This window comes from Streptomyces sp. NPDC087215 (assembly GCF_044744885.1).
GTDB lineage: Bacteria > Actinomycetota > Actinomycetes > Streptomycetales > Streptomycetaceae > Streptomyces.
Map to the genome: position 1 here is coordinate 36,871 of NZ_JBIUZD010000016.1, position 26,463 is coordinate 63,333.

Below are 26,463 nucleotides of genomic sequence, written 5' to 3' on the forward strand. Positions count from 1 at the left end.
GCGTCAGTCCTCTTCGTCGCCCTCGACGACTCCCATCAGGGCCTCGATCGCGTCGACCGCGCTGCCGTCGTGGTCGCTGCCGACGGTTCCGCTGCCGCCGTACTGGACGTTGGCCGCCCGGTCGACCTCGAGGATCGAGTCGGCCTCGGAGTTGTCGATGACGGTGATCAGGCTGCCGCCCGCGACGGCGGGCGCGGTGGCCGCCCCCAGCAGTACCACGGCGAGCCCGAGGGCCCTGAGCGGGACCACCGGATTCACACCCCCACCGACTGGGGGGTCTCGTGGTGGCGGGCGATGTTCCGCTCCAGGAGACGGGTCGACGCGGCCACCCCGATGCTGGCGGCGGGGTCGAAGGACGGCAGCCGCCCGTCCGCCCGCTTCAGCTCGGTGAGCGCCGAGTCCATGGCCTGGTGCGCGGCGAAGAGGCAGGGGGTGCTGTAGATCGCCACGTCCACGCCCAGCTCGGAGAGCTCCGCGAGCGAGAGCCGGGGGGACTTGCCGCCCGCGATCTGGTTGAAGAGCAGCGGCTTGTCGCCGACGACCTCACGGATGCGCTTGATCCACTCCACGTTCCGCACACCGTCGACCAGGACCACGTCGGCGTCGGTCGCGGCCAGGCACTTGGCGCGTTGGAGGATCTCCTCCTCGTCGGTCGCGTCCGTACGGGCCACGACGACCATGTCCCGCCGGGTCGCGAGGACCATCTCCAGCTTGGCCAGGTACTCGTCCAGCGGCAGCACCTGCTTGCCGTCCGCGTGCCCGCACCGACGCGGCCGCTTCTGGTCCTCCAGGATCACTCCCGAGGCCCCGATCCGCTCCAGCCCCTCCACGACGTGACAGGCCACCTCGGGGTCCACGTAGCCGTCGTCGATGTCCACGAGCAGGTGCTGCTTCGGGAACGCGCCCCGGAGCCGCTGCACGAACCCGATCATGTCCGGCCAGGCGATGAAGCCGACGTCCGGCAGCCCGTAGTACGAGGCGGAGAAGCCGAACCCGGAGACGAACATCCCGTCGTAGTGGTCGGCGGCGACGGACGCCGAGTACATGTCGAACACGCCGATCAGCGGGGTCGTGCCGGGCGCGGCGATCCGCTCGCGCAGTTTGGTTCCGTAGCTCTCGTGACGTGTGTCGCTCAACGTCTGACTCCTGGTCTTCTCGGGAACACAGAAAGGGCGTCGGGGCCGTCGCGACACGACGGCCTCTTGCCTAAACCTGATGTTTTCGTGGGAAGTCGTTGAACTTCCCCATACGAACGCTTTACTCACTCTCCAGGCTCAGCGCATTCACCACAGAAACGTCACTGCCGAGGGTGGACCCGGACTCCACGACGCCCTCGCCAACTGGCACTCTTCCTCTGTCCAGTTGGACTTCGAACGGGGGAACCCCTTGTCCGCGACCGACCCCTACGTGGTCACGCTCGCCCCGCACGTGCACGCCTTCGTCCAGCCCGACGGGGGCTGGTGCCTGAACAACGCCGGGTTCCTCGGCGACGCGCGGGAGTCGCTGCTCGTCGACACCGCCGCCACCGAGCGCCGGGCCCGGCTGCTCCGCGGGGCGGTCCTCGCCGAGGGCCTGCCGCTGCCCCGCACCGTCGTGTCGACCCACCACCACGGCGACCACACCTACGGCAACGGGGTGTTCATGCCGGAGGCGCGGATCGTGGGGCACGAGAACTGCCGGACCGAGCAGCTGGAGGCCGGGCACCAGCTGCATCTGCTCTGGCCCCGGACGGACTTCGGCGAGGTCGAGATCCTGCCGCCGTCGGTCACCTACCGGGACCGGATGACGCTGCACGTCGGAGGGACCGAGGTGCGGCTGATCCACCCGGGGCCCGCGCACACCACGGGCGATTCCGTCGTGCACCTGCCCGAGCAGGGCGTGGTGTTCACCGGCGACCTGGTCTTCCAGGGCGGGACGCCGTTCCTGCCGATGGGTTCGCTGGCGGGTTCGCTGCGCGCCCTCGACCTGCTGCGGTCCCTGGACGCGCCGACGGTGGTGCCGGGGCACGGCCCGGTGACCGACCCCTCCGCGTACGACTCGACCGAGCGGTATCTGCGCTGGGTGCGGGAGCTGGCGGCGGAGGGGTACGCGCGGGGGGCGGCGCCGCTGGAGACGGCCCGCCGCGCGGACCTGGGCGAGTTCGCCGCCTGGCGGGAGAGCGAGCGTCTGGTGGCGAACCTGCACCGGGCGCACGCGGAGCTGGAGGGCCTTCCGGAGGGCTCGCCACTGGACCCGGTGGCGGTCTTCGGCGACATGGCGACGATGAACGGCGGGGTGCCGGTGGCCTGCCACGCCTGAGCCGCGCCCGTGCCTCACGGGGAGCCCGTACGGGCCGACCCACCGAGTTCGCGTACGGGCTCCGCCCCGCGGGGAGCCCGTACGGGAGAGGGGGCGGCGGGCGCGGGACCTGCGGGGCTTCGGCTCCCTCCCGCGCCCGGAGGGCACCCCGCGGGTCCCTCTGGACGACATACCGACTGGTCGGTCATCATGGGCGGCGACCGCAGCCGATCCGGAGGTAGCCCATGAGTTCCGCCCCGCCGCCAGGTCTCGACCCCGAGCGGCTGCGCCGCTTCCTCGACGCGGAACGGCCCGGCCTGGTGACCGGCCCCCTCGAAGCCGGGCTGATCGAGGGCGGGCGCTCGAACCTGACGTACACCGTCACCGACGGCACCGGCCGCTGGGTCGTCCGCCGTCCGCCGCTCGGCCATGTCCTCGCCACCGCCCACGACATGCGGCGCGAGCACCGCGTCATCAGCGCCCTGCGCACCACGGACGTCCCCGTCCCCCGGACACTGCTGCTCTGCGAGGACGAGTCGGTGCTCGGAGCGCCGTTCTACGTCATGGAGTTCGTCGACGGGACCCCGTACCGCTCGGCCGACGAGCTCGCCCCGCTCGGCCCCGGGCGCACCCGCGCCACCGTCCTCGGTCTCGTCGACACCCTCGTCGACCTGCACTCCGTGGACCCCGGCACCGTCGGGCTCGGTGACTTCGGGCGTCCCGAGGGCTTCCTCGACCGGCAGCTGCGCCGCTGGGGCAAGCAGCTCGACGCCTCGCGCGGCCGTGAACTGCCCGGGATCGAGGAGCTGCACACCGCCCTCGGCCGGGGGCTGCCCGGCTCCCCGCCGCCCACCGTGATCCACGGCGACTACCGCCTCGACAACGTCCTCGTCGGCGCCGACGACCGCGTCCGGGCCGTCCTCGACTGGGAGATGTCCACCCTCGGCGACCCGCTCACCGACCTGGGCCTGCTGGTCATGTACAGCACCCCGCTCGACCTGCCGGACTCCCCCCTCTCCAGCACCGCCACGGCCCCCGGCCATCCGGGCGCCGCCGAGCTGGTCGAGCGCTACGCCGCCCGTTCCGGCCGCGACACCTCCGCCCTCTCCTGGTACACGGCCTTCGCCTGGTTCAAGCTGGCCGTGATCCTGGAGGGCATCCACTACCGCTGGACCCTCGGGCAGACGGTCGGCGCGGGCTTCGACCGCATCGGCGAACTCGTCCCCGTCTTCATCGAGCACGGCCTGACCACCCTCCAGGAAGGCTGACCCGCCATGGACTTCGCCCACGACGCGCGCACCGAGGAACTCCGCGCGAGGCTCCTCGCCTTCATGGACGCGTACGTGTACCCGGCCGAGCGGACCGCCGAGGAACAGCGCGCCCGGCTCGCCTCGCCCTGGGACACCCCGCCGGTCGTCGAGGAACTCAAGGCCGAGGCCAAGCGGCAGGGGCTCTGGAACCTCTTCCTCCCCGACAGCGCCTACGGAGCCGGTCTGACCAACCTCCAGTACGCGCCGCTCGCCGAGATCACCGGCCGCAGCCCGCAGCTGGCCCCCACCGCCCTCAACTGCGCCGCCCCGGACACCGGGAACATGGAGCTGCTCGCCCAGTTCGGCGACGAGGAGCAGAAGAAGCGGTGGCTGGAGCCGCTGCTCTCGGGCGAGATCCGCTCGGCCTTCGCGATGACCGAACCCGAGGTCGCCTCCTCGGACGCCACGAACATCGAGACCCGCATCCGGCGGGACGGCGACTCGTACGTCGTCGACGGCCGCAAGTGGTACATCTCCGGGGCGATGAACCCCGACTGCCGGATCTTCGTCGTCATGGGCAAGACCGACCCCGACGGCGCCGACCCGCGCCGCCAGCAGTCGATGGTCCTGGTGCCGCGCGACACCCCGGGCGTCGAGGTCCGGCGCGCGATGCGGGTGTACGGGTACGAGGACCACTCCCACGGCGGCCACGCCGAGGTGCTCTTCGACGGCGTCCGCGTCCCCGCCCCGTACCTCATCGGCGAGGAGGGCGGCGGTTTCGCCATCGCGCAGGCCAGGCTCGGCCCCGGCCGCGTCCACCACTGCATGAGGCTCATCGGCATGGCCGAGCGGGCCCTGGAACTGACCTGCCGGCGCGCACTCTCCCGTACCGCCTTCGGGAAGCCGCTGGCCCAGCAGGGTGTGGTGGGGAACTGGATCGCGGACGCCCGGGTGACGATCGAGCAGCTGCGGCTCCTCGTCCTGAAGACCGCCTGGCTCATGGACACCGTCGGCAACCGGGGTGCTCACACCGAGATCCAGGCCATCAAGATCGCGACTCCGCGCGCGGTCGTCGACATCATCGACAAGGCGGTGCAGGCGCACGGCGCGGGCGGGGTCTCGCAGGACTTCCCGCTGGCCGAGCTGTGGGCGGCGGCCCGGACGCTGCGGCTCGCGGACGGCCCGGACGAGGTGCACCAGCGGTCACTGGCACGGCGGGAGCTGAAGAAGTACCTGTAGGGACGGGCGGGACGGGGCTTTCGGCGGGCCCGTCCCGCCGGGGCCTGAGGGGCCTCGGGGGCTGAGGGGCCTCAGCGGGTGCGGGGCCTCGGGGCCCGAGAGCCCTCGGGGCGGGCGTGTCTCAGGGCCGGAGGGCCCTCAGCAGCAGGTCGGCGAGGTGGTCGGCGACCTGTCCGGGGCCGAGGGGGCCGTCGGGTCGGTACCAGGTGGACAGATGGTGCACGGAGCCGAAGTGGTAGTCGACCACGAGGTCGGCGGGGGTCGCGGCGGAGAACACCCCGGTGCGCTGGCCCTCCTCGACCAGCGCCCGGAAGCGCTCGTGGTAGCGGCGGCGCTCGGCCCGTACCTGCTTGTTCTTCTCGGGGCTGAGGTGGTGCATCGAGCGGAAGAAGATGGCGGCGTCGTCGAGGTTCTCGATGGTGGTGACGACGACGTCGGCGGCGGCGGTGCGCAGCCGGTCCTCGACGGGCGCGTCGGCGTCCGCGTGGGCGTCGAGCCGTTCCTGCTGGAGGCGCAGGACCCGGGCGTAGACCTCCTGGAGGAGGTCCTCCTTGGAACCGAAGTAGTGGTAGAGGGCGCCCTTGGTGACCCCGGCGGCCTCCACGATCTCCTGGACGGAGGTCCGGTCGTACCCCCGCTCCGCGAAGAGCCGGGTGGCGGCGGCGAGGAGCCTCTGGGGGACGGGCGTAGCGCTTTCGTCCGTCGTCCTGGCCATGCTCCGCCGCCTTTCCTGGTGATCGTTCTCGGCCGGGGACTTCTCCCCGCCCGGTAGATCTTCCCATCCGCCGGGCCCCGGGGCGTCCGCCGAGGCCCGGCGGGCGCCCGTGGGCGGTCAGCGGGGGCCGCTCTCCCAGGTGCGCTGGAGGTGGTTCATCGTGGTGAGCCAGCGCTCGGGGTCGGTGGCGCGGTTGCGGTAGTACCCGGCGACCTCGGGGTGGGGCAGGACGAGGAAGCGGTCGGCGGCGACGGCGTCGAGGAGGGCGTCGGCGACGGCTTCGGGCTCGATCGCGGTGGGCGCGAGGACGAGTTCCCCGGCCGATCCGGCGGCGGTGAGCATGTCGGTGCGGACGCCCTGGGGGCAGATGGCGTGCACGGAGATGCCCCGGTGCCGGTAGGTGAGCGAGAGCCATTCGGCGAAGGCGTACGCGCCGTGCTTGGAGACGCTGTAGGGGGCCGCGCCGATCATGGTGAGCAGCCCGGCGGCGGAGACCGTGGAGACGAACCGGCCGCTGCCGCGCTCCAGCCAGGCGGGGAGGAGGACGCGTGCGGCGCGGACGTGGGCCATGACGTTGACGTCCCAGGCGGCGGCCCAGACGTCCTCGTCGGCGAAGGCGTCGCCGGGCGAGGAGAGTCCGGCGTTGGCGCACCAGATGTCGACGGTGCCGCCGAGGGCCTCGCGGGCCTCCTCGACGACGGCGGAGGCGTCGCCGGGGACGGCGAGGGCGCCGGTCTCCTCCGCGACGGCCTTCAGCCGGACGGGATCGAGGTCGTTGACGACGACCCTGGCGCCCTCGGCGGCGAATCTGCGGGCGAGGGCGGCGCCGATGCCGCCGCCCGCTCCGGTGACGACGACTCCGGCGCCCCGGACGGCGTCGATGCCCGTGCTCCCGCTCGTGTCCGCGTTCATGTCCACCTCGTCGATGTGACGGTCCCGACCTTCCGGACGGCAGACTAACCGGTCGGTATGTCATGGGGGAAGAGGCGGGGCGGGAGCCGACGGGGGCCTGGCAGGACCGAGTCGACAGCGGGTCCGGGGCCGGGCACCAGCGGTCGGGCAGGGCCGAGCCGGGCCGGGGTCGGGTCGAGGGCCAGGGCCGGTCGGCGGTCGGCGGTCGGCGGTCGGGCCGGACGAAAGCCCCGTCCGGGTGGCGGCGGCGAACGGGAGCGCCCGGCCGAGCGGCGGTCGGGCACGGCGAAAGCCCCGGCCGAGCAGCGGCGGCGACCGGGAGGCCCCGCCCTCCCGATCCCGCCCTCCCGGTCCCGCACGCCTCGTTCCCCGGCAGCGCCAGGGGCGCTAGCGTGCGTGCCCATGTCACGCACCCCGGCCGGGGGCGGCGAACGAGGAGGTCTGCGCATGGGTCTGACGCGACGGAGTCTGCTGGCCGCCGGGGGCGCCCTCGGGGCGGTGGCGGCCACCGCCCCGGCCGCCACCGCGACGGGCCGCCCCCCGGGGCGCGGCCGGGTGCGGACGGGCTTCGACCGGCTGGCCGCCGACGGGTACGCGCTGCTCGCCGGGGAGCGCGTCGGCATCGTCACCAACCCCACCGGGATCACCGCCGACGCCCGGCACGTGGTGGACGTGATGCACGCCGACGACCGGGTGGAGCTGACCGCGGTCTTCGGCCCCGAGCACGGTTTCCGGGGCACGGCGCAGGCGGGCGGTTCGGAGGGCCGGTACGACGATCCGGCGACCGGACTGCCCGTACACGACACCTATCTGAAGAGCGGGCAGCCGCTCGCGGACGTCTTCACCGCCTCCGGCGTGGACACGGTCGTCTTCGACATCCAGGACGTCGGCGCCCGCTTCTACACCTACATCTGGACGCTGTACGACTGCATGGCCGCCGCCGCGCTCGCCGGGAAGCGGTTCGTGGTCCTCGACCGGCCGAACCCGGTGACCGGGCGGGCGGCGCTCGGCCCCGTACTGGACCGGGCGTTCGCCACCTTCGTGGGACGCGAGCCGATCGCGCAGGCGCACGGGATGACCGTGGCGGAGCTGGCCCGTCTCTTCGCCGCCGAGTTCCTGACCGCGCCGGTCGACCTGGAGACCGTACGGATGACGGGGTGGCGGCGCACGGACTTCTTCGACGCCTGCGGGCTGCCCTGGGTGCCCCCGAGCCCCAACATGCCGACCCCGGAGACCGCGCTCGTCTACTCCGGCACCTGTCTCTTCGAGGGGACGAACCTCTCGGAGGGCCGGGGCACCACCCGCCCGTTCGAACTGCTCGGCGCCGAGGGCGTGGACCGCCGGTGGGCGGAGGCGGCGAACGCCCTCGGGCTGCCAGGGGTCCACTTCCGGGAGGCGTACTTCGCGCCGACCTTCTCCAAGTTCCAGGGCAGGACCGTGGGCGGGGTCCAGCTGCACGTCCACGACCGGGAGTCGTTCGACCCGGTGCGGACCGGTGTCGGACTCCTCGTCACCGCTCGCCGGTCCTGGTCCGGCTTCGCCTGGCGGCCTGACCACTGGATCGACAAGCTGACCGGGTCGGCCCGGGTACGGACCCTGATCGACGCGGGGGCGGGCACCGACGAGGTGGTGGGCGCCTGGGAGACGGACCTGGGGGCGTTCCGGGCGGTGCGGGAGGAGCATCTGCTCTACCGCTGACGGGGGTTGTCCCCCGCCGACGGCCGGGGGACGGCTGGATGTCGCCCGGCCGGTGCGCCGACCAGGCTGGTCCCATGAAGCCCACCACCCTCCCCCTCCGCCGACGCCTCCCCCTCGTCGGGCTGCTGGTCGCCGCCTGCCTCGGCGCCCTGACACCCGCCGCCGGGGCGGCCGGTCCCCCGGCCGGTCCCGATCCCGCGCGCGAACTCGCCCGTACAGCGGTGCCGTTCACGGATCTGGCACCCCTCGACCGGATGATCGGCTCGGCCAGGGTCGTCGGTGTCGGCGAGGCCACGCACAGCTCGGCCGAGTTCTTCACCGCCAAGCACCGGATCTTCGAACACCTGGTGGAGCGACGGGGCTTCACCACCTTCGCCCTGGAGGCCAACTGGTCCACCGGACTGCTCGTCGACACATGGGTGCGCACCGGCCGGGGTGACATCCGGGCGATCATGCGGGACGAGTTCCAGGAGTCGTACCGCCTGTGGAACACCGAGGAGTACCTCGACCTGTTCCGCTGGATGCGGCGGCACAACCAGCTCCACCCCGGGCACCAGGTCCGCTTCATGGGCAACGACCTGGGGTACGCGGGCCCGAACCTCTTCGACGCCGTGACCTCCCACGTGGCCCGTACCGATCCGGCGCTCCTCCCCCGGCTCCGGGAGCTGTACCGGGCCTCGCGGCCCACCGGGAGCGTCGAGAGCTGGATGAAGGGGTACATGGCGAGGCCCCTTCCGGAACGGCGGCGGATGGCCGCCGAGGTGAACGGGGCCCTGGCTCTCCTGGAGCGCCACCGCCCGGCCACCGATCCCGGCGCGCGCGAGGCCGCCGCCTGGGCGGTCCAGCACGCGCGGGCCATCGCCCAGGTGGGCACCGAGATGGCGCACGACTTCGGGACCGACGAGGGGATCGCGGCGGCGATGCTCTACCGGGACCGGACCATGGCCGAGAACACCGTCTGGTGGCAGCGGCGGACCGGCGACCGCATGGTGCTCTCCGCGCACAACGGGCACGTCGGCTACGAGACCACCTCGCCGGAGCAGTACCCGAGGCTCCAGGGCGCCTTCCTCAGGGACGCCCTCGGCGACGACTACGTCAGCGTCGGCGCCTCCTTCGGACAGGGCTCCTTCAACGCGCACGAGATCGGGGTCCCCGGCGAACCCCTCCGGTCCTTCACCGTCGGCCCGCTGGGACCGGACAGCACCTCCGCCGTCCTGGACCGCGTCTCGCCCGGCGCCTTCTACCTGGACCTGCGGCGCGCGGGCCCGGCGGCGCGCGACTGGCTCGGCGTCCACCGGCCGACCCGGAACATCGGCACCGCGTACCCCTGGCCCGGCGACCTCGTCCCGGTCCGGCTCGCCACCTCGTACGACCTCCTGGTCCACTTCCCCCGGGTCACGGCGGCGCGACTGCGGTGAGGCGGGCCCGCCACCACCTCCCGACGCGCCTTCCGGCTCCGGCGGCGATTTCCGGACACCGTCCAGGTCTGACCGGGGCCCGGCACGGGAATGCTCGCCGGGGAAGCCGCCGCCCGCGCACCGCGCGCACCGGGCGCGACGGCCCCCTCGACGCGGAGGGACGGTCGGGCCGTGACCGGGATGAGTGTGGAGCCGTACCGGGAGCTCGTCTTCGACAAGGAGGGTGACGGTCCCGCCGGGCAGGCCGGCGCCCTCGCCTCGCTCGCCCGGCAGGGGGTCGGCGACCTGATCGTGTTCGCGCACGGGTGGAACAGCTCGCCGTCCGGCGCCACCCGGCTCTGCTCCGACTTCTTCGCCCCCTTCCCCGAGCTGCTCGCGCCGGGCGTGGAGGCGGGGTACGCGGGTCTGATCTGGCCGTCCATGATGTTCAGCGGCGAACCGGCCCCGGACTACCGGGCCCTGGTGACCGTCCTGCCGGAGAAGGAGCAGGTCCTCGACCGGATCACGGACCTGCTGGTGGCGGCGGCTCCGGAGGAGACCGCGTTCGCCCGGTTCGGGGCGCTGCTGCGGGAACTCGCGGACGTGCCGCCGGGGGAGGGCGCGGCCGGACCCGCGGCACGGGTCCCCGAGTTCCTGCTCGCGGATCCGGTGGAGACGTGCGCGCTGTTCACCGCCGCGCTCGACGCGTGCGGGCGGGGCGGGACGGGCCGGGCGCCGGAGGGTCTCCGGGTGGACCTCGGGGCGTACTGGCGGGGCGCGCGGGAGGCGCTGCGGCAGACCACGTACTACCTGATGCGGCAACGGGCCGGCCGGGTCGGCGAGTTCGGGCTCGGTCCGCTGCTCGGCGAGGTGGCCCGCGCCGCGCCCGGACTACGGGTGCACCTCGTCGGCCACAGCATGGGCGCCCGGCTCGTCGCGTACGCGCTGAAGGGGCTGCCGCCGGGGGCCCGGCCGGTGGCCTCGGTGACGCTCCTCCAGGGTGCCTTCTCCCACTACGCGTTCGCGGAGCGGCTCCCGCACGATCCCCGGCGCTCCGGCGCGCTGTGGGACGTCCGGTCGCGGGTGCGGGGGCCGGTGGTGGCCTGCTACTCGCGGCACGACACGGCGCTGGGGGTGATGTATCCGCTGGCGTCCCGGCTCGCGGACGAGTCCGCGTCGCTGGCCGCCGCCGTCGGGGTGCCCGGCCCTTCCCCGGCCGGGGTCGCCGCCGGAGCCGCCGCCGGGGTGCCCGGCGCGGCCCTCTCCGGCGCCGCCCGGCTGGCGGGCGTGGACGACCCGCGCTGGGGGGCGATCGGGCACGACGGTGTGCGGGCCGTCCCGGGGACGGCGGAGCGGACGCTGGCGCGGGTGCTGCGCGAGGGGGTGCCGGGGTCGGGGTGCGTGAGCGTGGACGCGGCGGAGGTGGTCCGCTCGCACGCGGACATCTGTCACGAGGAGCTGGCCCGGGTGGTGGTGTCGGCGGCGGGGGCGGGGCGGTAGGGGGTCGGTGTCGGCGGCCGGGAGCGGGGTCGGGGATCGGGGATCGGGAACAGGGGCCAGGGGCCGGAGCCAGGCCGGGGGCAGGAGTCAGGGCCAGGCCGGTCCCGGAGTCAAGGAGTCGGGGCCGGGGCGCCGGGGCCGGGGTCGGGCCGGGGCCGGAAGCACACCGGACGCCGTGGTTCCGGTGGTCGCTTTCGGCCTCTCCCGCCCCGCTGATGCCTGCCATCCGAATTCCGATGGAACACCCGGGGCCGCTCGTTCGTCCCTCTGATACCGCGGAAGGACCAGCGACGGAGGTGGCGGGAGATGGCCGGTTTCCGGAGTCTCGCGAGACAGGTGCGCGATCCGGGGTGCGACACCGCGCTGCGCAGGTACTCCCTGCGCAAGTGCCTGGAGCGGTTCGCGCCGTACGGGCACCGGGCCACGTGGGACCACTTGTGCCGCAGGCACGGGTTCGGTCCCGAGGACCGGGAGCTCGACCCTGGGCGGCTGACGGCCGCGCTCGACGAACTGGAGGAGGCGCGGGCCGTGTGGCTCGCGTACGAGGAGGGGTTCGCCGCCCGGCGGCGGCGCGAGAAGCAGGAGGGGCTCCGGCGGCTCGGGGCCCTGGACGACTGGCACCGGCGGGTCTGGGGCGGCAACGGGGTGGTCCGGTGCGGCGACCCGTCCGTGCACCCCTCGGCCCCGCTGCCCGAGGTGCTGCGGCGGCTCGTCACCGCCCTGGAGGGCGAGCCGGGCGAGGACTGTCCGGTGTGCGCGGGGCCCCGCGTCGCCTGGGCCGCCCCCGGTGACCCGTACGAGCCGAGGCTGGGCCCGGTGTGCGGGGACTGCGGGGTGGACGTGCCCCGCGCGGTGCTGACGCCGGGAGCGCTGGCACGGGCCAGGAGGCGGGACCACACGCTGGCCTCCGCCGCGTGAACCGGGCGGTGACGCGCCGCTCCAGGTCCGTCCGGACGGGGCACGGGGGAACGGGGGACCCGCCCACCGTGCCGAGGCCGTCGAGGCGCCCGCCGGGGCGGCGGCGCGGTCGATCACGGCCGGAGCGGGAAAACGCGGCCGTACGCCCGTACGTACCGGGGTGCCCCCGTCGCTCCCACCCCGCGCGCTCGACCCCTGCTCGACCGGGTCCGTACGGCGGTCGGCGCGGGGTGCGGATGCGGGCGGCGGACGCGGAGCTGGTCGGGGCCGCCCCGGGAGAGTCCGGGGAGGTCCGGGGAGGTCCGGGGAGGTCCGGGGAGGTCCGAGGAGCCGCTCGTCAGCAGGAGATGTCACCGCCGCCGACGTCGGTGCCCAGGACGCCGACGAACTGCCGGTACAGGTCGATGCGGTCGTTGCGCTCGTCCGGGTTCTTCCCGTCGCACTCCAGGGCACCGTTGATGCTGCGGATGGTCTGGCCGAAGCCCTTGCCGTCGACGATGGCGTTGTGCGGGGTCATCGATCCTGCTCCGGACTGGGTGTTCCAGAACCAGAGACCGGTCTTCCAGGAGGTGGCCGGGTTCTTCTCCGCCTGCCAGGGGTCGTTCAGCAGGTCGATGCCGAGGGAGTCCCCCGCGGCCTTGTAGTTGAAGTTCCAGCTCAGCTGGAGGGGCCCGCGACCGTAGTAGGCGGACTGTCCGGCGGGACAGCCGTACGGCTGTGAGGTGTCGCAGTAGTGCGGGTAGTTGGCGGTGTTCTGCTCGACGACGTAGCGGAGCCCGCCCGTCTCGTGGCTGACGTTGGCGAGGAACGCCGCGGCCTCCCGCTTGCGGACGGCGTCGCTGCCCGCGGCGGCGAACTGCGGGTAGGCGCCCAGGGCGTCGACCAGTCCCTGGTAGGTGTAGAAGGAGTTCCGGTTCGGGAACATCTGGTCGAACTGGCCCTCGCTGACCACGAAGGAGCCGGCGGCGGCGGCCGGGGCCGTCTGGCCCGCCAGGGAGAGGGAGCCGAGCAGAACGGCCGAGGCCGCGGTCGAAAGGGTGCGGAAGAGCTTCATGGTTTCCCCGGGGAATCGACGGGACGGGCGAGCCGGCGCTCGGGCGGGACGACCGCACCATCATGATCGACAAATCGGCACCCCTCGCGCGAAATCCCACAAAAGCACTCTTTCGTGTCAATTTGTGCTAATCGAGCAGGAAGAGACCGCTTCCCCCTCAGCGGTCCGGACCCTTCCCCGAATCCGGGACTCCGGGGCTTCCGGGACTCACGGAGCCTCCGGGGCGGGATGACTGACCCCGAAGAGGCGGGAACCCGCCATCCGCTCGCCGAAGGCGTCGCCGGGGTTGGACAGGACGCAGGTCTCCAGGGACAGACAGCCACAGCCGATGCAGTCCGTCAGATGGTCGCGGAGCCGCCCCAACTGCTTGATGCGATCGTCGAGTTCGGCGCGCCAAGCGACGGAGAGCCGGGCCCAGTCCTCGTTGGTGGGGGTGCGCTCCTCGGGGAGCCGGGCGAGCGCGTCACGGATCGTGGCGAGCGGGATGCCGACCCGCTGCGCGGCCCGTACGAAGGCGACCCTGCGGAGGGTGTCGCGGCCGTAGCGGCGCTGGTTGCCCGAGGTGCGGCGGCTGTTGATGAGCCCCTTCGCCTCGTAGAAGTGGAGGGCGGAGACGGCCGCCCCGCTGCGGGCGGAGAGCTGGCCGACCGTGAGCTCGTGGATCTTCTCTGGAATCTGCGGCACCCGGTGCACCCTACTGGTCCGTTGACACCGCATCCCGTGCCCCACATGCTGAGCAAGCGCTTGGACAGCGCGACCGGGAGCCGCCCCCGGGGAGCCGGGAGGGCGGTACGCGAGGTACGAGAGGGAGCAGGGACATGGCTGAGCCGAGGATCTTCACCTCCGCCGAGGAGCTGCGCGCGGGGGTCGGCGAGCAACTGGGCCACAGCGACTGGCTGGAGATCGACCAGAAGCGCATCGACCTCTTCGCCGAGGCCACCGGCGACCACCAGTGGATCCACGTGGACCCGGAGCGGGCCGCCGCGGGACCGTTCGGCGCGACCATCGCGCACGGCTATCTGACGCTCTCGCTGCTGCCCGCCCTCGTCCCGCAGGTGATGTCCGTGGAGGGCATGAGGATGGGCATCAACTACGGCACCGAGAAGGTGCGGTTCCCCTCCCCGGTGCCGGTCGGCTCACGGCTGCGCGCCACCGCCGTCCTGACGGAGGTCACGGAGGCGGGCGGCGGCGTCCAGGTGACGGCGCGGGTGACCGTGGAGCGCGAGGGCGCGCAGAAGCCGGTCTGTGTCGCCGAGTCGGTCTCGCGCTACTACTTCTGACCGCCGACCATCCGCAGCACGAGGTCGGCGTAGAGCGCGCCGACCTCGTCGGGCGTCCGGCGGCCCTGGGTGGTGAACCAGCGGGAGACGTCGATGCACAGCGACAGCACCGCGACCGTGGTGCCGGGCACGTCCGGCACGTCGAACTCGCCCGCCGCGACGCCCTCGGCGATGATCCCGCGCACCGCCGCGTCGGACTCCCGGCGCAGTTCCACGATCTCGGCGCGGTGTTCGGGGCCCAGGGCGTCCAGCTCGTACTGGACGACCCGCGCGGTGGCGTGCCGCTCGGCGTGCCAGCGGACGAAGGAGCGGACGGCACCGGCGAGCCGCTCGGCGGCGGTGCCCTCCCCGTCCGCGGCGGCCCGGAGGATCTCCAGGGCCTTGTCGTGCCCGATCCGGCTGATCCGGTGGAGCAGCTCTTCCTTCGTCTTGTAGTGGATGTAGAGCGCGGCGGGGCTCATCCCGGCGCGGCCCGCGATGTCCCGGGTGGTGGTGGCGTGGTAGCCGCGCTCGGCGAAGGCCTCGACGGCGGCCACGAGCAGCCGGCGGGCCGCCTCGGGCGTGACCTCGCCCCAGGGCACGTCCTCGCCCCCGGGCGTCTGCTCCGCCGTGCTCATCCCACTGCTCCTTCTCGGACCCCGTCAGGACGAACACCATACAACGAACCTGAGCAAGCGCTTAGAGGCGGTCCGTGAAGTGGGCACTTCAAAGGTGGCCTCCCCGGGGCCGGGGTCTCCGTGCGGGGCCGTGGATCAGAGCTTCTGGAAGGGGTCGTGCTCCGCGAGGAGCTTCTCCAGGCGCGCCTGGTCCACCCGGCTGACGATCTGCCCGGCCTCCTGCCGGTCCCGGACGACCTTGGCGAGCGTGAACGCCGAGGTCGTGAGGTAGAGGGCCGAGACGGCGAGGAAGGCCCGCACCCAGGCGCTCGCGTCGAGCTGGTAGACGCCGATCGCCACCGCCGCGACGGCGATCCCGAAGGAGATGACGGCCTGCGCGTAGTAGGCGGCGGTGTTCTGCTGCTTGACCGGTGTGTCGCTCATGCGGTCCAGCATCGGGCGGATGCGGCGGGCGTCATATCCGTCCGGCTACTCAGGCGGGCGCCCCCGGTACTCAGAAGGCCGAGACGCCCGTCAGGGCCCGTCCGATGATGAGCTTCTGGATCTGGCTGGTGCCCTCGTACAGGGTCATCACACGGGCGTCGCGCAGCAGTTTCCCGACCGGGTACTCGTCGATGTACCCGTAGCCGCCGAACACCTGGAGGGCGTTGTTCGCGGCGCGGACGGCCGCCTCGGAGGCGTACAGCTTCGCCTGGGAGGCGGCGGTGGCGAAGTCCTGGCCCCGGTCGATCAGATCGGCGACCCGCCAGGTCAGCAGCCGGGCCGCGGCCACGTCGACGGAGATGTCGCTGATCAGCTCCTGCACCAGCTGGTACGAGGCGATGGGCTTGCCGAACTGCTCGCGCTCCCCCGCGTACCGCACCGCGGCGTCGAGGGCCGCCTGCGCGATGCCGACACAGCCCGCCGCGACCGACATGCGCCCCTTGGCGAGGGCGGACATGGCGACGGAGAAGCCCTTCCCCTCGGGGCCGAGCAGCGCGGCGGCGGGGACCCGGACGCCCTCAAGGACCAGCTCGGCGGTGGCCTGGCCGCGCAGCCCGAGCTTGCCGTGGAGCGGGCGGCGGGTGAGTCCCGGGGTGTCCGTGGGGACCAGGAAGGCGGAGACGCCCTTGTGGCCGGGGGCGGCCCCGGTCCGCGCGAAGAGCAGGACGACATCGGCCCAGGTGCCGTTGGTGATGAACATCTTGGTGCCGTCGATGACGTAGTCGCCGCCGTCGCGGACCGCGCGGGTGGCGAGGTTCCCCGCGTCCGAGCCGGTGCCGGGTTCGGTGAGACCGAAGCAGCCGAGCGCCTCGCCGGAGGCGAGCCGGGGCAGCCACGCGCGCTTCTGCGCCTCGTCGCCCCAGGCCGCGATCGTCTTGGCGACCAGCCCGAGGGAGACGGAGACGATCCCGCGCACGGAGGAGTCGCCGCGCCCCAGCTCCTCGGTCACCAGGCAGTAGGCGAGGTGGTCGCCGCCCGAACCGCCGTACTCCTCGGGGACGGTGAGCCCGAGGAAGCCGACCGCGCCGAGCTTCCGCACGATCGCCCGGTCGACCTCCTCGGCACGGTCCCAGGCGACGGCGTGCGGGGCGATCTCGCGGGCGACGAACTCCTCGGCGAGCCGCCGCACGGCCTCCTGTTCCTCACTGAGTGCCAGATCCACCGCGCCCACCCCGCCCACCGTTAATTACCACTGCTAGTTTTCGATGTCCGGGCCTACTATGTGCGCCATGGCCCGACCGCGCAAGCCCCTGCTCAGCCGAGACCGCATCGTCGAGACGGCGGGCGCGCTGGTGGACGCGGAGGGTCTCGCCGCGCTCTCCACCCGGCGGCTCGCGGCCGGACTCGGGGTGAGCGGACCCTCGCTCTACAACCACTTCCGCACCAAGGACGAGATCCTCGACGCGGTCGCCGACGCGGTCAGCGCCAAGGTCGATCTGTCGATGTTCGACGAGGACGACGGGCGCGACTGGCTGACGGCACTGCGCGACTGGGCGGTGTCCTACCGCGCCGCCCTGGCCGACCACCCCCACATCGTGCCGGTGCTCGCCCGGGGGCCCGGCCGCCGCCCGGCGGGCCTGCGGGTGGCCGACGCGGTCTTCGGCGCGATGGTCCGGGCGGGCTGGCCACCGGCCCAGGCCACCTCGATCGGCGCGCTCATGCGGTACTTCGTCACCGGCTCCGCGCTCGGCTCCTTCGCGGGCGGGTTCGTCGACGACGAGACGGCGTACGACCCGGCGTCCTACCCCCACCTCGGCCGGGCCCACCTCCTCGCGGAACACCGCCAGAAGGTGGACCAGGGCGCCTTCGACACGGGCCTGCGGGCCCTGCTCGACGGCCTCAGGCTCCAGTACGAGGCCCGGGAGCCGCGCACACGACGGGACGGCACGGACACGGCTCCGGACGGTCCGGGGCGGAGCGCCGGTGCGGGCGGGGGTCCGGCACCGGCGGGTCCGGCGCGGGCGAGTGCCGGGGACGACGGTTCCGTACGGGATGTTCCGGCGCCGGACGGACCCCCCGCAGGTGTTCCGGCTCCGGGTGGTTCGGTTCCGGACCATTCCGGTCCCGACGGTTCCGGTCCCGACGGTTCCGGTCCCGACGGTTCCGGTCCCGACGTTTCGGCGGCGGCCGAAGCGTGAGTGCGGCAGCCTGGGAGCATGGCTGCCAGTGACCTCGCCGCCCTCGCGGCGCTCTTCGCGGACGAGACCCGTGCCGCGTTCCTCCTCGCGCTCCTCGACGGCCGGGCCTGGACGGCGGGCGAACTCGCCCGGCACGCGGGCGTGGCCCCCTCCACCACCAGCGAACACCTCGGCAGACTGGTCGGCGGCGGGGTGCTCACCGAGGAGCGCCAGGGCCGTCACCGGTACGTCCGCCTCGCCGACCCCGGGGTCGCGCACCTCGTCGAGGACCTCGCCGCCCGCTCCGAACCGGCCGTTCCCCCGCCGCCCCGTTCCTTGCGCGCGGCGAACGCCGGACGGGCGATGGCCAGGGGCCGGACCTGTTACGACCACCTCGCCGGGCGCCTCGGCATCACGATCACGGAGGCGATGACCGGGCGCGGACTCCTCCGCCAGGACACCGGGTTCGCCCTCACCGACCGTGGTCTGGCCTGGTACGACGGGCTCGGCGTCCCGCTGACGGGCCGGGGTCGCAGGCCCCTCGCGCGCGGCTGCCTCGACTGGACCGAGCGGCGGCCGCACCTGGCCGGGCTCGCGGGCGCCGCGCTGTGCGCGCACGCGCTCGACGCCGGGTGGTGCGTACGGATCGGGTCCGAGCGGGCCGTACGGGTGACCGAGGAGGGCGAGCAGGCGCTGTACGCGTCCCTGGGCATCGCCCCGGAATCCCTGCGCTGACGCGGGCCCGCACCTCACTCCCGGGGCCCGCACGTCACCCCGGACCCCCTGGCGGGCAGCGGCCCCGCCCGGAACTCCGCGCCGACTCCGCCTGTACCCGTGCCCGGGTCCGGGTCCGGGTCCGGGTCGATGCCCGGGGCCGTGTCCGTGTCCGTGTCCGTACGACATTGCGGCGGGCGCCGAAACGTCCGCCGCATAGCGTCGGGGACATGCAGAAGCCAACCTCGCGTCCGGCGGTCGCCGCCGCCTGCGTCACCGTCGTCCTGTGGGCGTCCGCCTTCGTCTCCATCCGCAGCGCGGGCACCGCCTACTCCCCCGGCGCGCTGGCGCTCGGGCGGCTGCTCACCGGCGCCCTGGTCCTCGGGGCCTTCCTCCTGATCCGCCGGGAGGGCCTCCCTCCCCGGGCCGCGTGGCCGGGGATCGTGACCTCGGGGCTGCTCTGGTTCGGGGTGTACATGGTGGCGCTCAACTGGGGTGAGCAGGAGGTCGACGCGGGCACGGCGGCGATGGTGGTCAACATCGGCCCGGTCCTGATCGCCCTGCTCGGCGCCCGCTTCCTGCGGGAGTCGCTGCCGCCCAGGCTGCTGGCGGGCATGGCGGTGTCCTTCGCGGGCGCGGTGACCGTGGGCCTGTCGACGTCCGGTTCCGCCGGGCACGCCTCGCCGCTCGGGGTGCTGCTGTGCCTGCTCGCCGCGGTGGCGTACGCGGGCGGGGTCGTGGCGCAGAAGCCCGCCCTCGCGCACGGCAGCGCGCTCCAGGTGACCGCGTTCGGGTGTCTGGTGGGCGCGGTGGCCTGTCTGCCGTTCACCGGACAGCTGGTCCGGGAGGCGGCGACGGCCCCTTGGACGGCGACCCTGAACATGGTCTACCTGGGGGTCTTCCCGACCGCTCTCGCGTTCACCACCTGGGCCTACGCCCTGGCCCGTACGACCGCGGGACGGATGGGCGCGACGACGTACGCCGTACCCGCTCTGGTCGTGCTGATGGCATGGGGGTTCCTGGGGGAGCTGCCGGGAGCGCTGACCCTTGTCGGGGGCGCGCTCTGCCTGGCGGGCGTGGCCGTTTCCCGGTCACGCCCGAAGTCCTCGCCGGACGCCGGAACGGCCGGATCCACCTGACAGGCCATACCCCCGGTTCCGGACACTTCGCCGCCGTACGGTGGCGAGGAAGCGTCCCTCGCCAGGAGGGGAGGAGCGCGTCAAGCCCCAGTTTCGGCCCGATCGCCGGGAGTCCACGTTTCGCGGCCTCCCGGCCGGATGGTTTCGAGGCGGTCACAGGCGCGGGCCGGAACATGACGCTCCGGCACCTTCTCGCAAGCCGACGGGGGAGCTCATGGCGATTCAGCAGCGGGCCGAGCGGACGGGACGGGAGATCCTGTCGGCGGCCGCGCGGGTCTTCGACGGACTGGGGTACGAGCGGGCCTCGCCAGCCCGGATCACGGGCAAGGCGCGGTTCACCACGGGAGCCCTGGTCTTCCGCTTCGCGGCGAGGGCGGACCTGGCGACGGAGGTACGGGGGTGCGGAGAGCCCGGCGTCCCCTGCGTGCGGGAGGGTCCGGCGGGGCCGGAAGGCTTCGAGGTGGAACCGCGCCGGAGCGGGCTGACCCTGCGGGTGGAGCCCGGCCGGACGCTCCTCGACGTGGTGCGGGAGGCGGTGCCCGGGGTGCCGCACCAGCCCTCCTGTGAGGAGGGCTGGTGCGGCACCTGTGAGACGAAGGTGCTCGCCGGGGCGCCCGCGCACCACGACTCGGTCCTCGGCGAGGACGAGAGGGTCTCGGGGACGACGACGATGATCTGCGTGGGCCGTGCGCACGGTCCCCGCCTCGTCCTGGACGGGTGAGACGCGGGGAGCCCGTACCGGCGGGGTGGCCGGTACGGGCTCCCCGCACGCGTCCGCGCGCCGGGTCCGCTCCCGTGCTCCTGGGGCGGTACGGGCTCCTCCCGGGGCCGGTCCGTCAGGTGGGGAAGACCACCAGGGCCCGTCCTCCCTTGCCCGCGAGCATGTCGGCGAAGGCGCCGGGGATGCCGTCCAGGGTGATGCGTTCGGTCACGAGGGCGCCGAGGTCGAGCCGTCCCGCCCTGATGTGCCCGGCGAGCACGGGCAGGTCCTCGGCGGGGTTCGCGTTGCCGTAGACGCAGCCGGAGAGGGTGCGGCCCCAGTGGAAGATCTCCAGGGCGTTGAAGGTGACCTGCTGGTCCTTGCCTCCGATGCCGACGACCGTGGTCCGGCCGCCGCGCCGGGAGGATTCCCAGGCGGTGCGGATGGTGACGGCACGGCCGACGCACTCGACCGCCACGTCGACGCCGTGGCCGCCGGTCAGCGCCCGGATCTCCCGGGCGGTGGTGCCGGAGGCGACGACGTACTCGGTCGCGCCCGCCGCTCGGGCCAGCGCCTCCTTCTGCGGGGAGACGTCCACGGCGACGATCGTCCCGGCGCCCGCGATCCGGGCCGCCTGGAGAGCGGCGAGGCCCACCCCGCCGACGCCGAACACCGCGACGGTCTCGCCCGCCCTCACCCGCGCGGAGTGGTGGACCGCGCCCCAGCCGGTGAGCACGGCGCAGCCGAGCAGCGCGGCTTCGGCGAGCGGCACTCCTTCGGGCAGCGGCAGGACACAGCCCGCCGGGACGACGGTCTCCTCCGCGAAGGCGCCGACGTTGAGGCCGGGGTGCAGCGCGGTGCCCTCGGCCGTGTGGGCGTGGATGTTCCCCGCTCCGGTCAGGGCCTCGGCGCAGAGCCAGACCTCGCCGAGCGAGCAGGCGTGGCAACGGCCGCAGGAAGGGGCCCAGTTGAGGACGACCCCGTCGCCGGGAGCGACGTGTGCGACGCCCTCGCCGACGGAGACGACCGTGCCGGAGCCCTCGTGGCCGAGGACGGCCGGGACCGGGACGCGCATGGTGCCGTCGGACAGGGAGAGGTCGGAGTGGCAGACCCCGGCGGCGGCGAGGCGGACCCTGACCTGTCCGGGGCCGGGCTCGGGAAGCTCGATGCCGGTGATCTCCAGGGGAGAGCCGACGGCGGGCAGGACTGCGGCGCGGATCACGCTCGTTGCTCCTTCTGCGTCCGGGACCGGGGGATCAGAACTGGAGGGACTTGGTCTGAAGGTACTCGGCGAGGCCGTGCGCGCCGAGTTCCCGGCCGACGCCGGACTGCTTGTAGCCGCCGAAGGGTGCGAGGGGGTTGAACCGGCCCCCGTTGATGTCGACCTGGCCGGTCTCCATCCGGCGGGCGAAGGCGACGGCCTCGCCGGGCTCGCCCCAGACGGCTCCGGCGAGACCGTAGACGGTGCCGTTGGCGATGCGGAGCGCCTCCTCCTCGTCCTCGTAGCGGAGGAGCGAGACGACCGGCCCGAAGATCTCCTCCTGGGCGACGGTCATCTCGGGGGTGACATCGGCGAGGACGGTCGGGGAGACGTAGTAGCCGGTCCCACGGGGGGCCTCGGGGCCGCCCGCGACCAGCCGGGCGCCCTCTTCGAGGCCCTTCTCGATGTAGCCGCGGACGCGTTCCAGCTGCTTGGCGCTGACCAGCGGGCCGAGGCGCTCGCCGGGGACGTACTTGGCGGCGGCCTCGGCGGCGAGCGCCACCGCCTCCTCGTACCGGTCTGCGGGGATCAGCATCCGGGTCCAGGCGCTGCACGTCTGGCCGGAGTTGGACATCACGTTGGCGACTCCGGCGGCGACGGCCTCGGCGAGATCGGCGCCCGGCAGGATCACGTTGGCGGACTTGCCGCCGAGTTCGAGGGCGACGCGCTTGACGGCGCCGCCCGCGAGGGCGCCGATGCGGCGGCCGACGGCGGTGGATCCCGTGAAGGAGACGAGGTCCACGTCGGGGTGCTCGGCGAGCGCCTGTCCCGCGACCGGGCCGACCCCGGTGACCAGGTTGAAGACTCCGGCGGGCAGGCCCGCGTCATGGACCGCCTCGGCGAAGAGCTGGGCGGTGAGCGGGGTGTCCTCGGCGGGCTTGAGGACGGTCGTGCAGCCTGCGGCGAGGGCCGGGGCGACCTTGGCGACGATCTGGTGGAGCGGGTAGTTCCAGGGGGTGATGGCCCCGACGACGCCGACCGGCTCGGCGTACACGGTGGAGTTGCCGATCCATTCCTCGAAGGGGTGGGTGGCGGCGAGTTCCGCGTACGAGCCCGCCACCGCGATCGGCAGTCCGGTGTGGACGGCGGCGGCGAGCCGCGGCGGGGCACCGAGTTCGGCGGTGACGGTGGCCGCGATCTCCTCCGCACGGGCGACGAGGGCGTCCCGCAGGGCGGCGATCCGGGCCGCGCGCTCGGCGGGCGGGGTCGCGGCCCAGCCGGGCAGCGCGGCGCGGGCGGCCCGTACGGCGGCGTCGACGTCCTCGGCGGTACCGGCGGGGACGTGGCCGATGACCTGTTCGTCCGCCGGATTGATCACGGCGATGGTGCCGGAGCCCAGGGCGGGACGCCACTCCCCGCCGATGTACATCGCGTCGTGCGCCTTCATCCGCTGTCTCCTCACACTGCCGGCAGGTCCGTCGTCGCCCCAAACTAGCGCCGTTAGTTTTTGGGCGCCAGAGCCTTCGGGGGTGCCCCCGGTCTCATGCGCCGAGGCCGCTCGCGCCGCGCCCGCGGGGGCCCGCCCGCGTCCGGCGGGAGTGCCGCACCCGCCCGGTGGGGGCTCTCGGTCCTCCGTCCGGCGGAGGTCCGCCCACATCCGGCGGAGGTCCGCCCACGTCCGGCGGGGGCTCTCGGTCCCGGGCCCGCGGGGGCTCCGTGCGCCTCCGGCGGGCACACGGCCGCGCCCGGCGGGCACGCACCGGACGGCGCGGCCCGCCGGGCGCGGCGGGAAGGGGCCGACGGAACGGCTGGAATCCGTCGGAACCGGGTCGCGTGGTGCGGGGTCGGCCTCCTGGGGGTTCGGCCCTTCCGGGGTCGGGTCTGCCGGGGTCGGGTCTGCCGGTTCGGCGCCTCGGGCTCGGGCCTTCTGGCTCGGGCCTTCCGCTTCAGACCTTCCGCTTCAGATCTTCTGGGCGATGTCGGTGAGATGGGCGAAGACGACGATGTTCGCCTCGTAGCCCGTTCTGCGGTCGAAGGATCCGCCGCAGGTCAGCAGGCGCAGTTCGGGGCGCCCGGTGGAGCCGTAGACCTCCTTGTCGGGGAACTCGGCCTTGGTGTACGTCTGGACGCGATCGACCGTGAAGACGGCGACCCGGCCGTCGGCGCGGGCGATCCGGACCGTGTTGCCGGGGCTGAGCGAGTTCAGGTTGAGGAAGACGGCGGGGCCGGTCCGGGTGTCCCGGTGGCCGACGACGACCGCGGTCCCGCGCTCCCCCGGTGTCGCTCCCTTCGCGTACCAGCCGACCGCCCGGGGGTTGTCGACCGGAGGGGTCGCGAGCCGCCCCTGACCGTCGAGGCCGAGTTCGACCACCGGTGCCTCGATGGTGATGGCCGGGACGGCGACGGCGGTGGGACGCGAACGCGCCAGCGGGGCGGGCGGGGGTCCCGGACGGGGCGGGGGTACGGTCTTCGCCCGTTGCGCGGGCACGCCGTTCGGGCCCTTCGCGCCGTCCGTGCCGTGCGGCGGGACCCCGAGGTGTTCCCTGGCCTTCGCCTTGTGGTCGAGCGCGGTCGCCGCACCGGCCGCCACGGCGTTCAGACCGGGGGCCGCCGGTCCGACGGCGAGCTGCGGCTCGGCCGGTTCCTCGCCCCCGGCCCACCAGGCGCCTCCGCCCACCAGGACCACCGTCACCGTCACGGTCCTCGCGAGCCGGAAGAGGCGCCGCCGTCGGCGCGAGAGCCGGGCGGGCCTACGCGACGCCATCGTCGCGGCGGCGGGAGCGGCGGATCAGGAGCAGTCCGGTCGTACCGGCGAGAGCGGCGGCCACGGCCGTCCCGATCCCGAAGAGGGAGGAGTCGCCATCGGCGGCGAGCTCCGCGCTGCCGCCGCCGCCCGCACCGACCGGGCCGTGCGGGGGCTTGCCGGGGCCGTTCCCGCCGGTCGTCGGAGAGCCGCTGGTGGCGCAGTCGACCTTGAAGACCTTCTGCTTGGCCGCCCCGGTCTCGCCCAGGAAGGTCCAGACGAGCTTGTACTGCCCGTCGGGCAGCGACAGCGGGGCGGTGTGTCCGGTCCCGATGCCCAGGTTGATGAGACCGCTGAGCTGCGGGACGGCGACCCTGGACGACTGGGCGGTGATCGCCCAGCTGACCTGCTGGAGCGTGTCGAAGTCGAAGGCCGCGAGGTAGAACCTGCAGACCTTCGGCTCGTCCTTCGAGTCGCCGAAAGGTGTGCCGACCGCGTGGATCTTCACGTCGCCGTTGTCGCCGGGGGCGGCGGACGCGGTCTGCGCCCCGGTCAGCGCGAGGCCGCCGACGGCGAGCACGGTGGCGGTGGCAGTGGCGGCGAGGGGCCGGACGGTACGAGGGGACATGCGGGGGTCCTCCGGAAGGGCAAAGTCAGATGGATGATCCGATAATCGGACTATCTGTCATGACATGACCACGGAGGGTGGCAACATGCCCGCACCGCCCCCCGATGTCGCCCGTCCGGCCGCAGGCCCGCCCCGAGGAGGGGCGGGCCTGGGTTCTTCCGGGGCCGGGGTGCTTCCAGGACCTGGGGCCTCCCGGGGCCTGGGTCTTCCGGGGCCGGGCGGGGGCCCGGCATCCGGGTCCGGATCAGATGATGCCGAAGACCATGCCCGCCGCGAGGACGACCAGCGAGGTCAGCGCGGCCCACTTCACGGTGAACCTGGTGTGGTCGCCGAACTCCACCTTCGCCATGCCGACGAGGACGTACACGGCGGGCACCAGCGGGCTCGACATGTGCAGCGCCTGGCCGACCAGCGACGCCCGCGCGATCTCCAGGGGCGAGACGCCGTGGGCCGCGCCCGCCTCCGCGAGCACCGGCAGCACGCCGAAGTAGAAGCCGTCGTTCGACATGAAGTAGGTGAGGGGGAGGCTCAGCAGACCGGTGACCAGCGCCATGTGCGGGCCCATGCCCTCGGGGATGGTGTTGACCAGCCAGTCGGCCATGTGCTTGACCATGCCCGTACCGGTGAGGACACCGGTGAAGACGGCGGCGGCGAAGACCATGCCGGAGACGTTGAGGACGTTCTCCGCGTGGGCGGCGATCCGCTCCCTCTGCTCGCTCATCTTCGGGTAGTTGACGGTGAGCGCGAGCGCGGCGCCGAGGAGGAAGAGGACCGGGATCGGCATCAGTTCGAGGATCATCGCGGTGAGCAGCGCGAGGGTCAGACCGGCGTTGAACCAGTACAGCTTCGGGCGGAGCGTCGGCCGGTTCGGGTCGAGCCCCTGGAAGCCCTCGTCGCCACCCAGGACGGCGACGGAACCGGCGGGACCGGCGGAGCCGGAATCGGAGGCGGCTGCGGAGCCGGAATCGGAGGAGCCGTGGGCGGCGGCGCCCGAGGGGGAAGCAGCGCCGGAACCGGCGGCCGACTTCCCGGCCTCACCCGTCTTGCCGGACTTCCCGGCCTTGCCCGACTTCGTGGAGGTGTCCGAGCCGCCGCCACCCGCGCCGACCAGCACGGTCTCGGTCTCCGGCGTGAGGGCCTCGTCGAGCGTGAGGTAGCCGACGCGCTTGCGCTCCCGCAGACCGAGGACGTACGCGAGGACGAAGACGAAGAGCAGGCCGACGCCGAGCGCGGGGATCATCGGGACGAAGATGTCTCCGGCGTCCAGCTTCAGCGCGGTCGCCGCGCGAGCGGTGGGGCCACCCCAGGGCAGGGTGTTCATGACGCCGTTGGCGGTCGCGGCGACACCGGTCATGACGACCAGGCTCATCCCGAGCCGCTTGTAGAGCGGATACATCGCCGAGACGGTGATCATGAAGGTGGTGGAGCCGTCGCCGTCCAGCGAGACGATCGCGGCGAGCACCGCCGTACCGACGACGACCCGCATCGGGTCGGCCTTGCAGAAGCGCAGGATGCCCCGGACGATCGGGTCGAAGAGACCGACGTCGATCATGACGCCGAAGTAGACGATGGCGAACATCAGCATCGCCGCCGTCGGAGCCAGCTTGCCGACCCCTTCGATCACGTAGTCGCCGAGCTGGGCCCCCTGGCCGACCGCGACACAGAAGATCGCGGGAATGAGTACGAGCGCTGCGATCGGCGACATCTTTTTCATCATGATCAGAACCAGGAAGGTTGCGATCATGGCGAAGCCGAGGACGGTCAGCATGGAGGACACCTCACGTTCACCCTTGAACTGCCGCCGAGCGGCGGTCCGGATGACCGTAGGTGCCCGCTTCCGTTGTTAACAAGATGTTGACGCGTGAGCAATACGAGCAAAAC

25 protein-coding genes and 1 pseudogene are annotated in these 26,463 nt (G+C 73.5%); 12 read left to right on the top strand and 14 right to left on the bottom strand.

Annotation, left to right across the window (positions count from 1 at the left end):
• Window positions 1–3 precede the first annotated feature (3 nt).
• The gene (locus ACIO92_RS29220; protein ID WP_366444124.1) at window positions 4–249 is read right to left on the bottom strand and encodes a hypothetical protein; all 246 of its coding nucleotides are present in this window, start codon (window positions 247–249) and stop codon (window positions 4–6) included.
• Window positions 250–254: 5 nt separating this feature from the next.
• A complete protein-coding gene (locus tag ACIO92_RS29225) occupies window positions 255–1,136 on the bottom strand; it encodes an isocitrate lyase/PEP mutase family protein (protein WP_366444123.1) in 882 nt (293 codons plus the stop codon).
• Between the two features lie 250 nt (window positions 1,137–1,386).
• Between ACIO92_RS29225 and ACIO92_RS29230 the strand changes: the two genes are divergently transcribed.
• The 3 genes from ACIO92_RS29230 (at window position 1,387) to ACIO92_RS29240 (ending at window position 4,766) form a co-directional block, all read left to right on the top strand.
• Window positions 1,387–2,298 carry an MBL fold metallo-hydrolase gene (locus ACIO92_RS29230; RefSeq protein WP_402283393.1) on the top strand — a complete coding sequence of 304 codons (912 nt, stop codon included), beginning with the start codon at window positions 1,387–1,389 and terminating at the stop codon, window positions 2,296–2,298.
• A 224-nt stretch (window positions 2,299–2,522) separates the two neighbouring features.
• Window positions 2,523–3,545 carry a phosphotransferase gene (locus tag ACIO92_RS29235; protein WP_366444121.1) on the top strand — a complete coding sequence of 341 codons (1,023 nt, stop codon included), beginning with the start codon at window positions 2,523–2,525 and terminating at the stop codon, window positions 3,543–3,545.
• A gap of 6 nt (window positions 3,546–3,551) precedes the next feature.
• Window positions 3,552–4,766 carry an acyl-CoA dehydrogenase family protein gene (locus tag ACIO92_RS29240; RefSeq protein ID WP_401241024.1) on the top strand — a complete coding sequence of 405 codons (1,215 nt, stop codon included), beginning with the start codon at window positions 3,552–3,554 and terminating at the stop codon, window positions 4,764–4,766.
• Between the two features lie 121 nt (window positions 4,767–4,887).
• Here ACIO92_RS29240 and ACIO92_RS29245 read toward each other — a convergent pair whose 3' ends face one another.
• Together ACIO92_RS29245 and ACIO92_RS29250 are read right to left on the bottom strand one after the other, a co-directional pair.
• The gene (locus ACIO92_RS29245) at window positions 4,888–5,481 is read right to left on the bottom strand and encodes a TetR/AcrR family transcriptional regulator (RefSeq protein ID WP_402283396.1); all 594 of its coding nucleotides are present in this window, start codon (window positions 5,479–5,481) and stop codon (window positions 4,888–4,890) included.
• A gap of 117 nt (window positions 5,482–5,598) precedes the next feature.
• On the bottom strand, window positions 5,599–6,393 hold the full coding sequence (locus ACIO92_RS29250; protein WP_401241020.1) for an SDR family oxidoreductase: 795 nt from the start codon (window positions 6,391–6,393) through the stop codon (window positions 5,599–5,601).
• Window positions 6,394–6,840: 447 nt separating this feature from the next.
• Between ACIO92_RS29250 and ACIO92_RS29255 the strand changes: the two genes are divergently transcribed.
• The 4 genes from ACIO92_RS29255 to ACIO92_RS29270 all read left to right on the top strand — a co-directional run bounded on the left by ACIO92_RS29255 (window position 6,841) and on the right by ACIO92_RS29270 (window position 11,906).
• Window positions 6,841–8,091, top strand: a complete 1,251-nt coding sequence (locus tag ACIO92_RS29255) for an exo-beta-N-acetylmuramidase NamZ domain-containing protein (RefSeq protein ID WP_402283398.1) — start codon at window positions 6,841–6,843, stop codon at window positions 8,089–8,091.
• A 74-nt stretch (window positions 8,092–8,165) separates the two neighbouring features.
• Window positions 8,166–9,509, top strand: a complete 1,344-nt coding sequence (locus tag ACIO92_RS29260) for an erythromycin esterase family protein (protein WP_402283400.1) — start codon at window positions 8,166–8,168, stop codon at window positions 9,507–9,509.
• A 180-nt stretch (window positions 9,510–9,689) separates the two neighbouring features.
• On the top strand, window positions 9,690–10,988 hold the full coding sequence (locus ACIO92_RS29265; RefSeq protein WP_402283463.1) for a serine-threonine protein kinase: 1,299 nt from the start codon (window positions 9,690–9,692) through the stop codon (window positions 10,986–10,988).
• Between the two features lie 306 nt (window positions 10,989–11,294).
• Window positions 11,295–11,906, top strand: a complete 612-nt coding sequence (locus ACIO92_RS29270) for a hypothetical protein (RefSeq protein ID WP_366444115.1) — start codon at window positions 11,295–11,297, stop codon at window positions 11,904–11,906.
• A gap of 337 nt (window positions 11,907–12,243) precedes the next feature.
• Here the strand turns inward: ACIO92_RS29270 and ACIO92_RS29275 are convergent, their stop codons facing one another.
• On the bottom strand, window positions 12,244–12,960 hold the full coding sequence (locus tag ACIO92_RS29275; RefSeq protein WP_402283402.1) for a chitinase: 717 nt from the start codon (window positions 12,958–12,960) through the stop codon (window positions 12,244–12,246).
• A gap of 207 nt (window positions 12,961–13,167) precedes the next feature.
• Window positions 13,168–13,644, bottom strand: a complete 477-nt coding sequence (gene soxR / locus ACIO92_RS29280; protein WP_366444113.1) for a redox-sensitive transcriptional activator SoxR — start codon at window positions 13,642–13,644, stop codon at window positions 13,168–13,170.
• A 134-nt stretch (window positions 13,645–13,778) separates the two neighbouring features.
• Between soxR and ACIO92_RS29285 the strand changes: the two genes are divergently transcribed.
• Window positions 13,779–14,240: a MaoC family dehydratase gene (locus ACIO92_RS29285; protein WP_351788782.1), complete on the top strand. Its 462-nt coding sequence runs from the start codon at window positions 13,779–13,781 to the stop codon at window positions 14,238–14,240.
• Here the strand turns inward: ACIO92_RS29285 and ACIO92_RS29290 are convergent.
• The 3 genes from ACIO92_RS29290 to ACIO92_RS29300 all read right to left on the bottom strand — a co-directional run bounded on the left by ACIO92_RS29290 (window position 14,231) and on the right by ACIO92_RS29300 (window position 16,502).
• Complete coding sequence (locus ACIO92_RS29290; protein ID WP_366444112.1) at window positions 14,231–14,857, bottom strand: TetR/AcrR family transcriptional regulator; 627 nt, start codon at window positions 14,855–14,857, stop codon at window positions 14,231–14,233. The genes ACIO92_RS29285 and ACIO92_RS29290 overlap by 10 nt on opposite strands.
• Window positions 14,858–14,992: 135 nt before the next feature.
• Complete coding sequence (locus tag ACIO92_RS29295; RefSeq protein WP_366444111.1) at window positions 14,993–15,280, bottom strand: YiaA/YiaB family inner membrane protein; 288 nt, start codon at window positions 15,278–15,280, stop codon at window positions 14,993–14,995.
• A gap of 70 nt (window positions 15,281–15,350) precedes the next feature.
• On the bottom strand, window positions 15,351–16,502 hold the full coding sequence (locus tag ACIO92_RS29300) for an acyl-CoA dehydrogenase family protein (RefSeq protein ID WP_366444110.1): 1,152 nt from the start codon (window positions 16,500–16,502) through the stop codon (window positions 15,351–15,353).
• A 67-nt stretch (window positions 16,503–16,569) separates the two neighbouring features.
• On the opposite strand from ACIO92_RS29300, the pseudogene ACIO92_RS29305 reads away from it, so the two are divergent.
• The 4 genes and pseudogenes from ACIO92_RS29305 to ACIO92_RS29320 all read left to right on the top strand — a co-directional run.
• A pseudogene (locus tag ACIO92_RS29305) lies at window positions 16,570–17,229 on the top strand (TetR/AcrR family transcriptional regulator); the annotation flags it as partial.
• A 267-nt stretch (window positions 17,230–17,496) separates the two neighbouring features.
• Window positions 17,497–18,192, top strand: a complete 696-nt coding sequence (locus ACIO92_RS29310; protein WP_366444109.1) for a winged helix-turn-helix domain-containing protein — start codon at window positions 17,497–17,499, stop codon at window positions 18,190–18,192.
• Window positions 18,193–18,401: 209 nt separating this feature from the next.
• Entirely contained in the window at window positions 18,402–19,310 is a 909-nt protein-coding gene (locus ACIO92_RS29315) for a DMT family transporter (RefSeq protein ID WP_366444108.1), read from the top strand.
• A 214-nt stretch (window positions 19,311–19,524) separates the two neighbouring features.
• Entirely contained in the window at window positions 19,525–20,031 is a 507-nt protein-coding gene (locus ACIO92_RS29320) for a 2Fe-2S iron-sulfur cluster-binding protein (RefSeq protein ID WP_402283406.1), read from the top strand.
• Window positions 20,032–20,146: 115 nt separating this feature from the next.
• On the opposite strand, the gene ACIO92_RS29325 is transcribed toward ACIO92_RS29320, so the two are convergent.
• The 5 genes from ACIO92_RS29325 to ACIO92_RS29345 form a co-directional block, all read right to left on the bottom strand.
• Window positions 20,147–21,232, bottom strand: a complete 1,086-nt coding sequence (locus ACIO92_RS29325; RefSeq protein WP_366444106.1) for a Zn-dependent alcohol dehydrogenase — start codon at window positions 21,230–21,232, stop codon at window positions 20,147–20,149.
• 34 nt (window positions 21,233–21,266) lie between these two features.
• Window positions 21,267–22,658 carry an aldehyde dehydrogenase family protein gene (locus ACIO92_RS29330; RefSeq protein ID WP_401241004.1) on the bottom strand — a complete coding sequence of 464 codons (1,392 nt, stop codon included), beginning with the start codon at window positions 22,656–22,658 and terminating at the stop codon, window positions 21,267–21,269.
• Window positions 22,659–23,171: 513 nt separating this feature from the next.
• Window positions 23,172–23,975, bottom strand: a complete 804-nt coding sequence (locus ACIO92_RS29335; RefSeq protein WP_401241001.1) for a class F sortase — start codon at window positions 23,973–23,975, stop codon at window positions 23,172–23,174.
• Window positions 23,962–24,582, bottom strand: coding sequence for a hypothetical protein (locus tag ACIO92_RS29340; RefSeq protein ID WP_402283409.1), 621 nt, complete (start codon window positions 24,580–24,582; stop codon window positions 23,962–23,964). Before ACIO92_RS29340 ends, ACIO92_RS29335 begins: the two co-directional genes overlap by 14 nt.
• A gap of 244 nt (window positions 24,583–24,826) precedes the next feature.
• Window positions 24,827–26,350: a citrate:proton symporter gene (locus tag ACIO92_RS29345; RefSeq protein WP_366444102.1), complete on the bottom strand. Its 1,524-nt coding sequence runs from the start codon at window positions 26,348–26,350 to the stop codon at window positions 24,827–24,829.
• Between the last annotated feature and the right edge of the window lie 113 nt (window positions 26,351–26,463).

Excerpts from the sequence above, each read along its gene's own strand:
- ACIO92_RS29235 (WP_366444121.1), top strand. The coding sequence starts at position 2,523 with ATGAGTTCCGCCCCGCCGCCAGGTCTCGACCCCGAGCGGCTGCGCCGC.
- ACIO92_RS29240 (WP_401241024.1), top strand. The coding sequence starts at position 3,552 with ATGGACTTCGCCCACGACGCGCGCACCGAGGAACTCCGCGCGAGGCTC.
- ACIO92_RS29245 (WP_402283396.1), bottom strand. The coding sequence starts at position 5,481 with ATGGCCAGGACGACGGACGAAAGCGCTACGCCCGTCCCCCAGAGGCTC.
- ACIO92_RS29250 (WP_401241020.1), bottom strand. The coding sequence starts at position 6,393 with ATGAACGCGGACACGAGCGGGAGCACGGGCATCGACGCCGTCCGGGGC.
- ACIO92_RS29255 (WP_402283398.1), top strand. The coding sequence starts at position 6,841 with ATGGGTCTGACGCGACGGAGTCTGCTGGCCGCCGGGGGCGCCCTCGGG.
- ACIO92_RS29260 (WP_402283400.1), top strand. The coding sequence starts at position 8,166 with ATGAAGCCCACCACCCTCCCCCTCCGCCGACGCCTCCCCCTCGTCGGG.
- ACIO92_RS29265 (WP_402283463.1), top strand. The coding sequence starts at position 9,690 with ATGAGTGTGGAGCCGTACCGGGAGCTCGTCTTCGACAAGGAGGGTGAC.
- ACIO92_RS29270 (WP_366444115.1), top strand. The coding sequence starts at position 11,295 with ATGGCCGGTTTCCGGAGTCTCGCGAGACAGGTGCGCGATCCGGGGTGC.
- ACIO92_RS29275 (WP_402283402.1), bottom strand. The coding sequence starts at position 12,960 with ATGAAGCTCTTCCGCACCCTTTCGACCGCGGCCTCGGCCGTTCTGCTC.
- ACIO92_RS29285 (WP_351788782.1), top strand. The coding sequence starts at position 13,779 with ATGGCTGAGCCGAGGATCTTCACCTCCGCCGAGGAGCTGCGCGCGGGG.
- ACIO92_RS29290 (WP_366444112.1), bottom strand. The coding sequence starts at position 14,857 with ATGAGCACGGCGGAGCAGACGCCCGGGGGCGAGGACGTGCCCTGGGGC.
- ACIO92_RS29295 (WP_366444111.1), bottom strand. The coding sequence starts at position 15,280 with ATGAGCGACACACCGGTCAAGCAGCAGAACACCGCCGCCTACTACGCG.
- ACIO92_RS29310 (WP_366444109.1), top strand. The coding sequence starts at position 17,497 with ATGGCTGCCAGTGACCTCGCCGCCCTCGCGGCGCTCTTCGCGGACGAG.
- ACIO92_RS29315 (WP_366444108.1), top strand. The coding sequence starts at position 18,402 with ATGCAGAAGCCAACCTCGCGTCCGGCGGTCGCCGCCGCCTGCGTCACC.
- ACIO92_RS29320 (WP_402283406.1), top strand. The coding sequence starts at position 19,525 with ATGGCGATTCAGCAGCGGGCCGAGCGGACGGGACGGGAGATCCTGTCG.
- ACIO92_RS29330 (WP_401241004.1), bottom strand. The coding sequence starts at position 22,658 with ATGAAGGCGCACGACGCGATGTACATCGGCGGGGAGTGGCGTCCCGCC.
- ACIO92_RS29335 (WP_401241001.1), bottom strand. The coding sequence starts at position 23,975 with ATGGCGTCGCGTAGGCCCGCCCGGCTCTCGCGCCGACGGCGGCGCCTC.
- ACIO92_RS29340 (WP_402283409.1), bottom strand. The coding sequence starts at position 24,582 with ATGTCCCCTCGTACCGTCCGGCCCCTCGCCGCCACTGCCACCGCCACC.
- ACIO92_RS29345 (WP_366444102.1), bottom strand. The coding sequence starts at position 26,350 with ATGCTGACCGTCCTCGGCTTCGCCATGATCGCAACCTTCCTGGTTCTG.